This window comes from Limoniibacter endophyticus (genome assembly GCF_014652835.1).
Classification (GTDB): Bacteria; Pseudomonadota; Alphaproteobacteria; order Rhizobiales; family Rhizobiaceae; genus Limoniibacter; species Limoniibacter endophyticus.
This window is the reverse complement of the sequence record NZ_BMZO01000009.1, coordinates 102,180-115,486: the sequence shown is the minus strand read 5'-3', so window position 1 is coordinate 115,486 and position 13,307 is coordinate 102,180. Positions and strand designations below refer to the sequence as shown.

10 protein-coding genes and 1 tRNA gene are annotated in these 13,307 nt (G+C 57.2%); 8 read left to right on the top strand and 3 right to left on the bottom strand.

Translation table 11 applies throughout. The features are described 5' to 3' along the window. Positions 1-122 precede the first annotated feature (122 nt). The 3 genes from IE151_RS13800 to serA all read left to right on the top strand — a co-directional run bounded on the left by IE151_RS13800 (position 123) and on the right by serA (position 3,972). The gene (locus IE151_RS13800; RefSeq protein ID WP_189491279.1) at positions 123-881 is read left to right on the top strand and encodes an outer membrane protein; all 759 of its coding nucleotides are present in this window, start codon (positions 123-125) and stop codon (positions 879-881) included. A gap of 207 nt (positions 882-1,088) precedes the next feature. Next, on the top strand, positions 1,089-2,264 hold the full coding sequence (locus IE151_RS13795; protein WP_189491277.1) for a phosphoserine transaminase: 1,176 nt from the start codon (positions 1,089-1,091) through the stop codon (positions 2,262-2,264). Between the two features lie 109 nt (positions 2,265-2,373). Beyond that, on the top strand, positions 2,374-3,972 hold the full coding sequence (gene serA, locus IE151_RS13790) for a phosphoglycerate dehydrogenase (RefSeq protein ID WP_189491275.1): 1,599 nt from the start codon (positions 2,374-2,376) through the stop codon (positions 3,970-3,972). 57 nt (positions 3,973-4,029) lie between these two features. Here serA and IE151_RS13785 read toward each other — a convergent pair whose 3' ends face one another. Next, positions 4,030-4,932 carry a DMT family transporter gene (locus IE151_RS13785; RefSeq protein WP_189491272.1) on the bottom strand — a complete coding sequence of 301 codons (903 nt, stop codon included), beginning with the start codon at positions 4,930-4,932 and terminating at the stop codon, positions 4,030-4,032. 204 nt (positions 4,933-5,136) lie between these two features. Here IE151_RS13785 and IE151_RS13780 point away from each other — a divergent pair, with 204 nt between their 5' ends. Then, positions 5,137-6,426 (top strand): adenylosuccinate synthase, encoded by a 1,290-nt coding sequence (locus tag IE151_RS13780; RefSeq protein ID WP_189491270.1) that lies wholly within the window; start codon positions 5,137-5,139, stop codon positions 6,424-6,426. 233 nt (positions 6,427-6,659) lie between these two features. After that, entirely contained in the window at positions 6,660-8,159 is a 1,500-nt protein-coding gene (locus tag IE151_RS13775; protein WP_189491268.1) for a hypothetical protein, read from the top strand. A 77-nt stretch (positions 8,160-8,236) separates the two neighbouring features. Here IE151_RS13775 and rpoH read toward each other — a convergent pair whose 3' ends face one another. Continuing rightward, the gene (rpoH, locus tag IE151_RS13770) at positions 8,237-9,136 is read right to left on the bottom strand and encodes an RNA polymerase sigma factor RpoH (protein WP_189491265.1); all 900 of its coding nucleotides are present in this window, start codon (positions 9,134-9,136) and stop codon (positions 8,237-8,239) included. 242 nt (positions 9,137-9,378) lie between these two features. Then, positions 9,379-10,434: an RluA family pseudouridine synthase gene (locus IE151_RS13765; protein WP_189491262.1), complete on the bottom strand. Its 1,056-nt coding sequence runs from the start codon at positions 10,432-10,434 to the stop codon at positions 9,379-9,381. A 21-nt stretch (positions 10,435-10,455) separates the two neighbouring features. On the opposite strand from IE151_RS13765, the gene IE151_RS13760 reads away from it, so the two are divergent. The 3 genes from IE151_RS13760 to IE151_RS13750 all read left to right on the top strand — a co-directional run bounded on the left by IE151_RS13760 (position 10,456) and on the right by IE151_RS13750 (position 13,196). Then, the gene (locus IE151_RS13760) at positions 10,456-10,815 is read left to right on the top strand and encodes a fimbrial protein (protein ID WP_189491259.1); all 360 of its coding nucleotides are present in this window, start codon (positions 10,456-10,458) and stop codon (positions 10,813-10,815) included. A gap of 63 nt (positions 10,816-10,878) precedes the next feature. After that, positions 10,879-10,953, top strand: a tRNA-Glu gene (locus IE151_RS13755). A gap of 1,229 nt (positions 10,954-12,182) precedes the next feature. Next, positions 12,183-13,196, top strand: a complete 1,014-nt coding sequence (locus IE151_RS13750) for a substrate-binding domain-containing protein (RefSeq protein WP_189491257.1) — start codon at positions 12,183-12,185, stop codon at positions 13,194-13,196. Positions 13,197-13,307: the final 111 nt, after the last annotated feature.

Sequence of the window (13,307 nt, the reverse complement as noted above, 5' to 3'; positions counted from 1 at the left end):
TGTCGGCAGGATGGTAAGTTTTTGATTAAGCGACATGGTTAATCGAACGTTAAGCATTCCTCGTCATGATGATCTGATTGCGATTTTCGCGCCAAGATTTGCCTTGATACTGGGGATACAGCATGAAAGCCTTGACCAAATTCGCGACCATTGCGACCCTGCTTTCTGCGTCTGTTTCATTTGCGTATTCTGCCGAGCTCGATGGGCGGCCTGTTCCGGAAATTGCCATTCCGGAGGTCGTGTTCAAGGAGCAATCCTCGCGTGGTGGCTGGTATCTGCGCGGTGACCTCGGCTACAGCTTTAATGACTTCCGCGGCGTTGATGGCCTGGCAGGATTGTCGTTGAGCGAGTCATCCGTCGACGACAATTTCACCATAGGTCTCGGCGTTGGCTATCAATTTACAGATATGCTGCGCGCCGATGTAACGGCCGATTATCTCGCATCATCGGATTTCGATGGCCGTTTCGCCTCGGGAGGCACGATTACCGGATCGCTCGATGGAGCGCTGCTGCTGGGCAATGTCTATGCTGATCTCGGCACGTTTGCGGGATTTACCCCCTATGTTGGCGCCGGTATCGGCGGCGCCTATCTGCGGTGGGACGATCTGAAGGCAACGGTCGGCGGTGTCGAAGAAAGTTTTGACGGCGGGTCCAAGTTTCGTTTCGCCTATGCCCTGCATGCGGGCGCTTCCTATTGCGTGACGGAGAAGATCGCGGTCGATGCCGGCTACCGCTTCACGCAGGTCGAGGGTGGCTCGATGATAGAAGGCCTTGCTGATGCGGATGACAAAGGCATCAATCAGCATCAAATCCGGGCGGGACTGCGCTTCCAGCTGGGCGACGGCGACGGTCATTGCAGCCAGATGAAGACATCGTTCTGATCCTGTAGCCAAAATCATCTCCGGGGGAGGCCCGCTCGTGGGAGCGCGGCTTTTCCATGGCCCGGATATTTGCCTGAGCGCAACTTTCGTTCGAAAGCATCAGTCGTCGCGAATAATCCTTGACGTATGGCGGTGAAAAAAGTATCGCCGTCAGTGGGCCACGTCTCCCCAACGAGACGCGTGCTATCTGTGAGGATAGGATCAAACATGACGACTCTTACGAAGCCGGCAGTGCGTCCGGCCAATCCCAATTTTTCTTCAGGTCCCTGCTCAAAGCGTCCAGGCTGGTCGCTTGATGCGCTCGCCGATGCTCCGCTTGGCCGCTCGCATCGCGCCAAGGTCGGTAAAGCCAAGCTTGCCGAAGCCATCGAGTTGACCCGCGAAGTTCTTCAGGTTCCCGCTGACTACCGAATCGGCATCGTTCCGGCTTCTGATACCGGTGCTGTCGAGATGGCGTTATGGTCGATCCTCGGCGCGCGTGGCGTTGATATCATGGCCTGGGAAAGCTTTGGCGCTGGCTGGGTTACCGACGTTGTCAAGCAGCTCAAGCTGCCGGATGTGCGCAAGATCGAAGCCCCGTATGGCGATCTTCCCGACCTTGGACAGCTCGATTTCGATCGAGACGTGATTTTCACATGGAACGGCACCACCTCGGGCGTTCGCGTTCCAAATGGCGATTTCATCCCGGCAGACCGTGAAGGGCTGACGATCTGCGATGCAACCTCGGCAGCATTCGCGCAGAACCTCGATTTCGCCAAGCTCGATGTCGTGACCTTCTCTTGGCAGAAGGTGCTGGGCGGCGAAGGGGCACATGGGGTCCTCATCCTTTCGCCACGGGCTGTGGAACGTTTGGAAAGCTATTCGCCGGCCTGGCCGCTGCCAAAAATCTTCCGCATGACCAAGGGCGGCAAGATCATCGAAGGTATCTTCAAGGGCGAGACGATCAACACGCCGTCCATGCTTTGCGTCGAGGATTATCTCGATGCGTTGAAATGGGGCAAGCAGATCGGCGGTCTCGATGCCCTGATGGCCCGTGCCGACAAGAACTTCACCGTTCTCGATCAGTTTGTCGAGCAGACGCCTTGGATCGATCATCTCGCCAAGGCACCGGCGACGCGTTCCAATACGTCCGTCTGCTTGACCATCGTCGATTCCGACGTGCTAGCGCTTGATGACGATGCTCAGGCGGCATTCGCGAAGGGCATCGTATCGGCGCTCGACAAGGAAGGCGTTGCTTTCGACATTGGTTCCTATCGCGATGCGCCGGCAGGCCTGCGCATCTGGGCTGGTGCGACCGTCGAAGCAGCCGACCTCCAGGCGTTGCTGCCATGGCTTGACTGGGCATTTGAAGCCCAGAAGGAAAAGCTCAAGGCTGCTGCCTGAGCGAGCTGACGCTTAAAGTAAAATCAATCCCAACCCGTCGCTGCGCGACGCCCTCCCTATACGGGGAGGGTAGCGCTGGCGTTATCAACGCATATTTGAGGAGACGAAAATGCCTCGCGTACTCGTATCAGACAAGCTTTCCCCAACCGCCGTTCAAATCTTCAAGGATCGGGGCGTCGAGGTCGATTACCTGCCCGACCTTGGCAAGGACAAGGAAAAGCTGCTCGAAGTCATCGGCCAGTATGATGGTCTGGCGATCCGTTCGGCCACCAAGGTTACCGAGAAGCTGATTGCAGCGGCGACCAATCTCAAGGTTGTCGGTCGCGCCGGCATTGGTGTCGACAATGTCGATATTCCAGCTGCATCTCGTCGCGGCATTATCGTCATGAACACGCCATTCGGCAATTCGATTACCACAGCGGAACACGCCGTTGCGATGATGTTTGCCGTTGCGCGTCAGATTCCCGAAGCCAATGCCTCGACGCATGCCGGCAAGTGGGAAAAGAACCGCTTCATGGGCGTTGAAATCACTGGAAAGACGCTCGGCGTCATCGGCTGCGGCAATATCGGTTCGATTGTCGCGCAGCGCGGGGTCGGATTGAAGATGCATGTCGTGGCTTTCGACCCGTTCCTGTCGGATGACCGCGCCATCGAACTTGGCATCGAGAAGGTCGAGCTTGAGGAACTCTTCGCGCGCGCGGATTTCATAACGCTGCACACGCCGCTGACCGACAAGACCCGAAATATCATCAACAAGGACGCAATCACCAAGATGAAGAAAGGTGTGCGCATCATCAACTGCGCGCGCGGTGGTCTGATCGTTGAGGCGGATCTTATCGAAGGTCTCAAGAGCGGCAAGGTTGCCGGTGCTGGCATCGATGTGTTCGAAGTTGAGCCTGCAACGGAAAGCCCGCTTTTCAACATGGAGAACGTCGTCTGCACGCCGCATCTGGGCGCATCGACTGATGAAGCGCAGGAAAACGTTGCGCTTCAGGTTGCGGAGCAAATGTCGGATTATCTCGTCAAGGGTGCGGTTACCAACGCCATCAACATGCCATCGATCTCGGCTGAGGAAGCGCCGCGCTTGAAGCCTTTCGTCAAGCTTGCCGAAGTGCTGGGCGCGTTCGTGGGCCAGGTGACCGAAGAGCCCATCAAGGAAGTCGAAGTCCTGTTTGACGGTGCTACCGCGGGCATGAACACCCGTGCGCTGATTTCGGCCACACTTGCCGGCTTGATTCGGCCGCAGGTTGCCGACGTCAACATGGTTTCGGCACCCATCATGGTCAAGGAACGCGGCATCGTTCTTTCGGAAGTCAAGCGCGACAAGTCAGGCGTGTTCGACGGTTATATCAAGCTCACCGTCAAAACCGACAAACGCGTCCGCTCGATCGCCGGTACGGTGTTTTCCGACCACAAGCCGCGCTTCATCCAGATCAAGGGCATCAACATGGATGCTGAAGTCGGTCGTCACATGCTCTATATGGCCAATAAGGACGTGCCGGGTATCATTGGCGTCATCGGTTCGATCTGCGCCAAGCACGGCATCAATATCGCCAATTTCTCTCTTGGTCGCGACAATGCTGGCGGCAATGCGATCGCCATGCTCTATCTCGATGAAGCGTTTCCGGAAGAAGTGCGGGCCGAACTTGAGGGCCACGAATTCATCGGCTCTGCCAAGCCGTTGCAGTTCGATGTGGAAGAGGTGTAAGGCCCACCAGAACAGGCAGAAGGAAAGGCGCGGGTTCCGATCCGCGCCTTCTTTATTTCAGGATTTCAAGGCGGCGGCGGCGCGGCGTCCTGAAAATTCGGCAAGCGTGATGCCGATAATAACCAGGGATAGCGCAACCGCGTGAAATGGCTCGAAACGTTCGCGCAGAACCACGATCGAAAGGATCGTGCCCAGGACAGGCAGAAGGTTGACGAACAGACCAGCGCGGTTCGAACCGATCAGAGCGATGCCCATTATGTAAAGCGTCTGGCTGGCTATAGAGGCAAAAAGCGTCGTGTAGACGACGATGCCCCAGCCGGTTGCGTCCGGCCAGATCATCGTACCATTGGCCGCTTCGTAGATTGCGAAGGGGATGGAGGCAATTGTGGCTGCTCCCGTCAGAGCCGTCATCAGGCTTAACCAGTGTATGTCCGGCTTGAAACGCAAATAGACGGTGTAGACGGCATAGACCAGAACCGCGAACAGCATCATTGCATCGCCGCGATTGAGATCGAGCGCCAGCAATTGTGCTGGATCGCCATGGCTGGCAACGAACGCGACGCCAAGAACGGAGAGAGAAAAGCCGGCGACCTGTCCCCATGTGGCGCGGATCTTGAATAGCGCGAAATTGATGATGAAGATCATCATGGGAATTGCGGCTTGTTCAATGGAGACATTGATGGCGGACGTGTAAAGCAGCGCGTTGTAGAGCGCGACGTTGAACAGGGCAAAACCGATGCCGCCCAATATGAGAAAGTAAGTCCACCGGGCACGAATGCGCGGCCAGTCACGCTTCACCTGCGGCCAACCCACGATGCAAAGCAGGGCGAAGGCGAAAAACCAGCGCATGGCGGTGAGCATCATAGGCGAGACGTGACCGACTGCCATCTTGCCGGCAACAGCATTGCCGCCCCACATAAGGGTCGTCAGAAACAGAAAAAGATAGGCGCGCGCGTGCATAATCACTCTCCCCGTGCACCTGCGTACTGGCGTAAAACCCTGCTGTAAATGGCCTTGCCATGTATAAATTGCACTTGCACTCTGTTCCTAAGTCTGGAAAGAAGGGCCGCAAGTCTCCGGGCTTGCCGCTATAGATATGAAGATACAATCCGGCCTCGCGCTCTGAAGAGCTCAAGGCCGTGCGGACAAGGCGAAGGAGTTTCCATGGCCAATGTTGTGGTCGTCGGCTCGCAGTGGGGCGACGAAGGCAAGGGTAAGATCGTCGATTGGCTTTCCGAGCGCGCCGATGTGATCGTGCGCTATCAAGGTGGCCACAATGCCGGGCACACGCTGGTTATCGACGGCACGAGCTACAAGCTTTCGCTTCTTCCTTCTGGCCTGGTGCGCGGCAAGCTTTCCGTCATCGGCAATGGTGTGGTTGTTGATCCCCATCACTTCGTCATGGAAGTTGCAAAACTGCGCGCCCAAGGGGTGGACATTTCGCCAGCCGTGCTGCGCATCGCCGACAACGCGCCGCTGATCCTGTCGTTGCATCGCGATCTCGATGCCATGCGCGAGGGTGCGACCTCCGGGCTGAAGATAGGCACGACGAAACGCGGTATCGGTCCGGCCTATGAAGACAAGGTCGGTCGTCGCGCTATTCGCGTCATTGATCTGATGGAGCCGGAAACGCTTGAGCCAAAGGTGGAGCGTCTGCTCGCTCATCACAATCTGCTGCGCCGCGGCATGGGCTATGAGGAGATTGGCTTGCAGACCATTCTCGATGAGCTGAACGCGGTGCGCGAGGAAATCCTGCCCTATGTCGATCAGGTCTGGCGCGTACTGGACGAGCGTCGCAAGGTTGGCGATCGCATATTGTTCGAAGGCGCGCAGGGCGCTCTGCTTGATAATGACCACGGCACTTACCCGTTCGTGACGTCCTCCAACACGGTCGCCGGTCAGGCAGCCGCTGGTTCGGGTCTTGGACCTACGGCGATCGGTTACGTGCTTGGCATTACCAAGGCCTACACGACGCGCGTCGGCGAGGGACCTTTCCCGACAGAACTCGATGACGAGATCGGCAATTTTCTTGGCACTAGAGGCCATGAGTTTGGCGTCGTGACGGGGCGTAAGCGTCGCTGCGGCTGGTTCGATTCCGTCATCGTGCGGCAGACAGTGCGTACATCGGGTATTACCGGTATCGCCCTGACCAAGCTCGACGTTCTTGATGGTCTTGAAGAGATCAAGATTTGCGTCGGCTACGAGCTCGATGGCGAGCGCATTGATTACCTGCCTTCTTCGATGGGCGCGCAGGCCAACGTCAAACCGATTTACGAAACCATGCCCGGCTGGTCAGAAACCACTGCGGGAGCGCGATCCTGGAATGATCTTCCGGCGCAAGCAGTCAAATATGTACGCCGGATCGAAGAGTTGATCGGTACACCGGTCGCCATGCTCTCGACCAGTCCGGAGCGCGAAGATACGATCCTGGTTACCGATCCTTTCGAGGATTGATCCGTACCAGACGATGAAAACCGGGCCGAAGTGCAGATGCACCTCGGCCTTTTTCTATGTTGGAATGTCGTCATGAATTGAAAAGCTAAACGATTGATTGCGCGACCAATCTTTGGCGAAAAAGGTTTTCCCCGTCGCGACGATGCGCTAGGCTTGCAAAAAAGCCTCTTTTATAGATGCAGGACAAGACAGCATGAATCATCCTGCTCGCTGGTCTTCCAACAGGTAGCTGAATGGCAAACTTCGTTCCCGTTCTGAAGAAAACGATCGACGGTCTGGCTCAAAACACGCCAGCCATGCGCGAAAAAGTCTACGAGAAAGCGCGCAAGGCTTTCGAGGCCAAGCTCGCATCGATTACGCCAGCGCCTTCGCAGACCGTGATCGATCGACAAAAGTCGATGCTGGAGGAGGCTATTCTCGAGGTCGAAGCATCCTATGCCGAACCTGTCGATCCGGTGGATAATAGTTTTGCGTCCATCTTCAGCGATTTTTCGCCCGAACCAGCCCCTGTCCCGGCACCCGTTCAGGAGGAGGAGCCAGAGGCTTCGCCACGGGCGTTTTCTTCGGACGCTTATGAGCAGGAAAGCAGCGCTGAACCTGCGTTTGATGAAGAAGCGCACGGGAACGGCTATCGTGACCGACATAATGACGAGGATTACGACGCTCCCCTTGGCGTGAGCCGTGATGCGGCCGAGGATGGCGAAGAAGAGCCATACGCCTATCGGGACGATGAGGATGATCGTCCGGCGCTTGCGCAAGCCCCGCGGCGGCGTACGAAGGCAGGTGCGCGCCGGCGCAGGCGTGGCCTCGTCGCCGGTCTGATCAGTCTGCTTGTGGTCGCAGCCGTCGGTAGCGCCGTCTGGTTCAAGGGAGATGAAATCAGCACCGCCCTTGGGCTGCAAGGCGGATCCAACGTAGCGAGCAATGAAGGCGCTGCCGATGGTTCTGCGCAGCCGGAGGGCACGCAAGCGTCCCAACCGGAGCCTGAACAGGCACCGAAGCTGACGCAACGTCTCAATGAGGATGGTAGCGAAACGGATGCAGGACCATCGGGCGGCGAGCAGACGATAGGCGAGGGCACCTCGATTGCCGAAGCCTCTCCGCCTGAAACGCAGGCGGAGAGCGGTCAGGCGGCGAACGATCCGAACCAGCAGGGCAATCAGGCCGTCGCAGTCGGGCAGCGCGCGATCTTCTACGAAGAGCGGACCAATGTCGCGCAGGGCTCGGCCCAAGCCGGTTCGGTCGTCTGGTCACTGGTCCAGGAATCGCCGGGTGGTGAAGGTCCGCCGGAAGCTGCTATTCGTGCCGAGGCGACAATTCCGGACATGGATGTGCAGCTGCGCATGACTATTCGTCGTAATACGGATGCCTCGTTGCCGGCGAGCCACATCGTCGAGATGATCTTCCTCACGCCGGACGGATTTGCAGGCGGTGGCATCGACCGCGTGCTGCGCGTAACGATGAAGGATAATGAGCAGGCCCCAGGCCAGCCGCTTCTTGGCATACCAGCCAAGATCGCTGACGGGTTCTTCCTCGTGGCGCTCAATGATGCGGAAGCCGACCGCCGCATCAATCTGAACCTGTTGCGCCGCGACAGCTGGATAGACATTCCGATGATCTACAAGTCCGGTCGCCGCGCGCTCATCACGGTCGAAAAGGGTGTGCCGGGCGAAGAAATCTTCCAGCAGGCGCTTGATGCCTGGGAACAGGCCGCCTCCCAGACCAGCAATTGATGCTCAGCTAACGAGCTGACATAGAAAAAGGCCGTCGCAGCGATGCGACGGCCTTTTCTTTAAGGTGCCTGCGCGGATCAGGCTCCAACTGGAACCAATGCTTCGGACTGACGCTGAGCAGCAGCCTTGACGGCATCCTGGATCTTCTCGAACGCGCGGACCTCAATCTGACGCACACGTTCGCGGCTGATATTGAACTCACCGGAGAGTTCTTCCAGCGTAAGCGGGTCTTCCGTCAGTCGGCGAGCCAGGAAGATGCGCTTTTCGCGCTCATTGAGGACGCTCATGGCGCTCGAGAGCATGGAGCGGCGATTTTCCATCTCATCCTGCTCGATCAGAATCTGCTCCTGACTGTCGCTATCGTCGACGAGCCAATCCTGCCATTCGCCGGATTCGCCTTCAGTCGCACGGATGGGAGCGTTGAGCGATGCGTCCCCGGAAAGGCGACGGTTCATCGATACGACTTCCTCTTCCGAAACGCTGAGACGCGTTGCGATCTCCGCAATCTGCTCCGGGTTCAGATCGCCATCGTCGAGTGCCTGGATCTTGCTCTTGACCTTGCGCAGGTTGAAGAACAGGCGCTTCTGGTTGGCGGTGGTGCCCATCTTCACGAGGCTCCACGAACGCAGGATATATTCCTGAATCGAAGCCTTGATCCACCACATGGCGTAGGTGGCAAGGCGGAAACCACGTTCCGGCTCGAATTTCTTGACAGCCTGCATCAGGCCGACATTGCCTTCGGAAACGACCTCGCCAATAGGCAGGCCGTAGCCGCGATAGCCCATGGCAATCTTGGCAACGAGGCGCAGGTGACTGGTAACAAGTTTATGAGCCGCTTCGGTGTCTTCATATTCCTGATAGCGCTTGGCGAGCATGTATTCCTGCTGCGGCTCAAGCATCGGGAAGCGACGAATCTCTTCAAAGTAGCGCGTCAGGCCTGCTTCGCCCGATGCGATGCTGGGTAATGTCTGGGCCATTCTAGCACCCTCCTTTCAGCTAACATGCCCCCTTTCCAAGGCGAGCATGGCCAGTCAGTAACGTTTACTGCACTGCACGGATTTCTTTTATCGTAAATCAACGATGAAAGCCAGTGTTTTGTTCGACATGAACAATTTGTCATGTTCTAGTGAACGATCGCAAGGATTCCGACAATGGCCAGAACCCCATAGCTCAGCCTCGCATGACCGAGTCACGAGTCATTTCGTGCGGCAATAATGTCTTATGTGTGGTGCAAACGACGGAAACCGTCGACGAGTTCCACCATATCTGCGGGCAGCGGGGCTTCAAAACGCATAAGTTCGTTCGTCCGCGGGTGCCGGAAGGCAAGAAGTTGCGCGTGAAGAGCTTGGCGAGGGAAAGCATTCACCATGGTTTTCAACTCCTCTGGAAGGATATTGGCCTTGGTCCGCAATGCACGGCCATAGTCGCGGTCGCCGATGAGCGGATGGCCGATATGCGTCATGTGCACGCGGATCTGATGAGTACGTCCGGTCTCGAGGCGGCACTCCACCGCAGTAGCGATGGGCTCCGGCGACTTCCCGTAATTCTCGCCAAAACGTTCCAGCACGGTGAAATGGGTGACGGCATGGCGCGCATCTTGCGCCGTCTCCGAGACCACGGCGCGTGTTGTACGGTCGCGCCCGCGGCCAAGGGGGGCATCTATCGTGCCGGCCATGCGCGCTGGTTCACCCCAAACGACGGCAATATAAGCGCGTTCGAGGTCTCCCGTCAGACCGTGGTCGGCGAAGGCGGCGGAAAGTTTGCGATGGGCCTCATCGTTCTTGGCCACGACGAGAACGCCGCTCGTATCCTTATCAAGCCGATGGACGATGCCGGGACGCTTGACGCCGCCAATGCCGGAAAGGCTGTCGCCGCAATGATGAATGAGCGCGTTGACGAGGGTTCCGGTCCAATTGCCTGCGCCCGGGTGCACCACGAGGCCGGCCGGCTTGTTTATGACGATGATGCTGTCATCCTCAAAAAGAATGTCGAGTGCGATATCCTCACCTTCCGGCTCGGCGGGGTCGGGTTCGGGCATTTCTAGTGCAATGCTTTCGCCGCCGCCAAGCTTACGCTTCTGGTCGGCGGCAGGCTTGCCGTCAATGAGGATTGCCTGCTGCTTGATAAGAGCCTGGATGCGGCTGCGCGACAGATCGGGCGCAAGCCGCGCGGCCAGCCACTGATCGAGACGCTGGCCCGCCGCCTCGGCAGGAACGATCAAGATCGTGCTTTGCGCTTCCTTTTGGGCATTGGCTTCGCTATCAGGAGTGCTCATTTGCTCTAACAGGCCTCGGGTATGACGAACGAAACCGACTTCTCTGACGAAAAGCCGCTCGATCCGGCAGTGGAAAATGTACGCCGCAAGATGATCCGCTTCATGGCAATCAATCTGGGGCTTCTGTTCCTTGCCCTTATGGTCGTGGTTGCAGCACTTGTCTACAAGGGGCTTTCGGGGCCAGTCGCTCCGACGGCAATGGCGCACGGCAGGATCGATCTGCCGCAAGGGGCCGAAATCGTATCGCAGACGCTTGATGGTGATCGTCTTTCATTGCAATTGCGCCATGCAGATGGCTCGCACTCCTTCTTGATCTATGACGTGATAGAGGGGCGGATAATTTCGCGCGTCACGATCGGCGGTGCGATCCCCCAAGAATAGCCGTCTTACAGATTCAAGTTGCATTTGGCTTCGGCCCGCACTAAATGCAGCCCTATCAGGTACGCGCCCATCGTCTAGCGGTCAGGACGGCGCCCTCTCACGGCGCAAACAGGGGTTCGATTCCCCTTGGGCGTACCAGATCGCGAGAAGTCCGGTTTGACCTTGTGCGTGTAAGCCCAAAGATTGACGATCTGTCCGATAAATTCCGCGTCATTGTCACAAAAACGGCTCGTGGCGCTCCATGCCGATAGATTAGACGATTTAGAACTGCTGCTACATGCTTGCCGCGCAGTTTCGGGACGGGTTCAATGGTCAGAGCCTCTCGCGTAAACCCGGCAATGACGGTACGCAGGCGGATCGTTCGCCAACTGGTCATGGCGAAACCCATGCTCCACAGGCCTCGTTTGCTCCGGTTGTCTGATAGCGTGCCTCCCGGTGCACTGCCGTCTTGCGTCGATGGAGCTTTCTGTTGGAAAACCTGGCGCTGGCTGCAACCGTGGACCCCCTCACATGGTGGCCAATATAGATCCCTTCGAGGCCAATAACTAGCCGCTAGCGACTAGTTCCATTTTTGGAGGGGACAGCCAGTTGCACCGCATACCGTGGCACCGCCAGGGAACGGTTATGGCTCGGCATCCTGCAGGAAATTTGCTGCTAGGTATTCAATAAGGATGATATCGACCGCCTGTGGCTTGACTTACTTCCTTCCAATGCGCGTGCAGCCCGTATTCATGAGGCCCCGGGGTTCGTAAAAGAGGGCGTCATGCGCGCGTCGTTGCGTATAGGTCAAGGCCGACAGGGTCACATCTTGATGTCTCTACTCCGCGAGGAATGGGAACAACGATATCTTCAGTGAGAAGGCCGGTGTCGAGAGGGGGCGAGTCGACCGGGCACAGGAAGCTGTTATTATACTTGAACAATGGGGTGATTGTGCTGGAGCTGGTTGCGGGAGCGTGATTTGAGCCTCTTGCATCATCGAGTAAATCTAATACTCCACTTCTCATCTTCGTCACTTTTGGCTTACCAGACCCCGCAGATTTCCCGTCGGATACCGCTCACGTGCGTTTGTGACCTCGCTGTCATATTGAGCAGGTAGAATGGCATGAAATGCCGCCGCGCTAGTGTATTTCAATCTATTATTGAATTGTAATATTTCTCGGTTGCACACTTGCGCGCGGTTGCTTAACAGCGCCATAATTGCGCGTCGTTTCCACGAGTTTTCGCGCAGATTACTGGTTTTTCCGACGTTTCCGGTTGCTTAATCGACTCGACACGAAACTGTCATTTAACTGTTACATAGCAGGTCTAATGCCTGCTCCCAGGCGCTAAGCGGGCGTCCAGAGTTAACAATGGACAGGAGCGATCCTATGAAGAAACTCATTCTTTCGTCGGCAGCAACCGCTGTCGTTCTGGCTGCTTCGGCTGGCCTCTCTTTCGCACAGTCGCGCGACACCATCCAGATTGCCGGCTCCTCGACCGTTCTTCCCTTCGCCTCGATCGTGGCTGAAGAGTTCAATGGCGCATTTCCTGAATTCAAGGCTCCGGTCGTCGCTTCCGGCGGTACGGGCGGCGGTCTGAAGCAGTTCTGCTCGGGCGTTGGCGAAAACACGATCGACATTGCTAATGCATCGCGCCCGATAAAGGATTCCGAAACTGAAGCCTGTGAAAAGGCTGGCGTCACCGACATTCGCGAAATTCAGTTCGGCTTCGACGGCATCGTCTTCGCCTCTTCGGCTTCGAAGGCCGATTTCGCTCTGACGCCGGAACAGATTTTCAAGGCCACTGCCGCTCAGGTTCCGGTCGACGGCAAGCTTGCTGCCAACCCTTACAAGAACTGGTCGGAAATCGACTCCTCGTTGCCGGATCAGCCGATCGCTCTGGCGATCCCGGCGTCCAACCACGGTACTCGTGAAGTTTTCGAAGAACGCGTCATGCATCCAGGTTGTGAAGCTGCCGAGCTCCCAGCCGATGCCGGCGAAGATGCCTGCACCGCCGTTCGTCAGGACGTTGTTGTCGAGATTGCTGGCGACTACACCGAGACGCTTGCCCGTCTCAACGCAAATGCGGACACCGTCGGCGTGTTCGGCCTGAGCTTCTATGACCAGAACAGGGACAAGCTGAAGGTTGCGACCATCGACGGCGTAACGCCTTCGGCTGAAACTGTCGCTGGTGGTGAATATCCAGTTTCGCGTCCGCTGTTCTTCTACGTCAAGGGCCAGCATATCGGCCAGATCCCGGGCCTTGAAGAATATGTTGAATTCTTCCTGTCGGAACAGATGGCCGGCGCCGGTGGTGCGCTCGAAAATGCCGGTCTGATTGCTCAGCCAGCTGAAAAGACCGCTGAAGTTCTCGAAGCCTTCAAGGCTGGCCCGAAGAGCTAATTCGCTTGAAAAGTCGGGAGTCCGGTTTGACCGGGCTCCTTCTTTTAGTAAGAGCATCTGGCAGAACATGTGTACGGCGTGTTCGGTTGTCTCAAGCATGACGAGTTTGCG

Excerpts from the sequence above, each read along its gene's own strand:
- IE151_RS13800 (WP_189491279.1), top strand. The coding sequence starts at position 123 with ATGAAAGCCTTGACCAAATTCGCGACCATTGCGACCCTGCTTTCTGCG.
- IE151_RS13795 (WP_189491277.1), top strand. The coding sequence starts at position 1,089 with ATGACGACTCTTACGAAGCCGGCAGTGCGTCCGGCCAATCCCAATTTT.
- serA (WP_189491275.1), top strand. The coding sequence starts at position 2,374 with ATGCCTCGCGTACTCGTATCAGACAAGCTTTCCCCAACCGCCGTTCAA.
- IE151_RS13785 (WP_189491272.1), bottom strand. The coding sequence starts at position 4,932 with ATGCACGCGCGCGCCTATCTTTTTCTGTTTCTGACGACCCTTATGTGG.
- IE151_RS13780 (WP_189491270.1), top strand. The coding sequence starts at position 5,137 with ATGGCCAATGTTGTGGTCGTCGGCTCGCAGTGGGGCGACGAAGGCAAG.
- IE151_RS13775 (WP_189491268.1), top strand. The coding sequence starts at position 6,660 with ATGGCAAACTTCGTTCCCGTTCTGAAGAAAACGATCGACGGTCTGGCT.
- rpoH (WP_189491265.1), bottom strand. The coding sequence starts at position 9,136 with ATGGCCCAGACATTACCCAGCATCGCATCGGGCGAAGCAGGCCTGACG.
- IE151_RS13765 (WP_189491262.1), bottom strand. The coding sequence starts at position 10,434 with ATGAGCACTCCTGATAGCGAAGCCAATGCCCAAAAGGAAGCGCAAAGC.
- IE151_RS13760 (WP_189491259.1), top strand. The coding sequence starts at position 10,456 with ATGACGAACGAAACCGACTTCTCTGACGAAAAGCCGCTCGATCCGGCA.
- IE151_RS13750 (WP_189491257.1), top strand. The coding sequence starts at position 12,183 with ATGAAGAAACTCATTCTTTCGTCGGCAGCAACCGCTGTCGTTCTGGCT.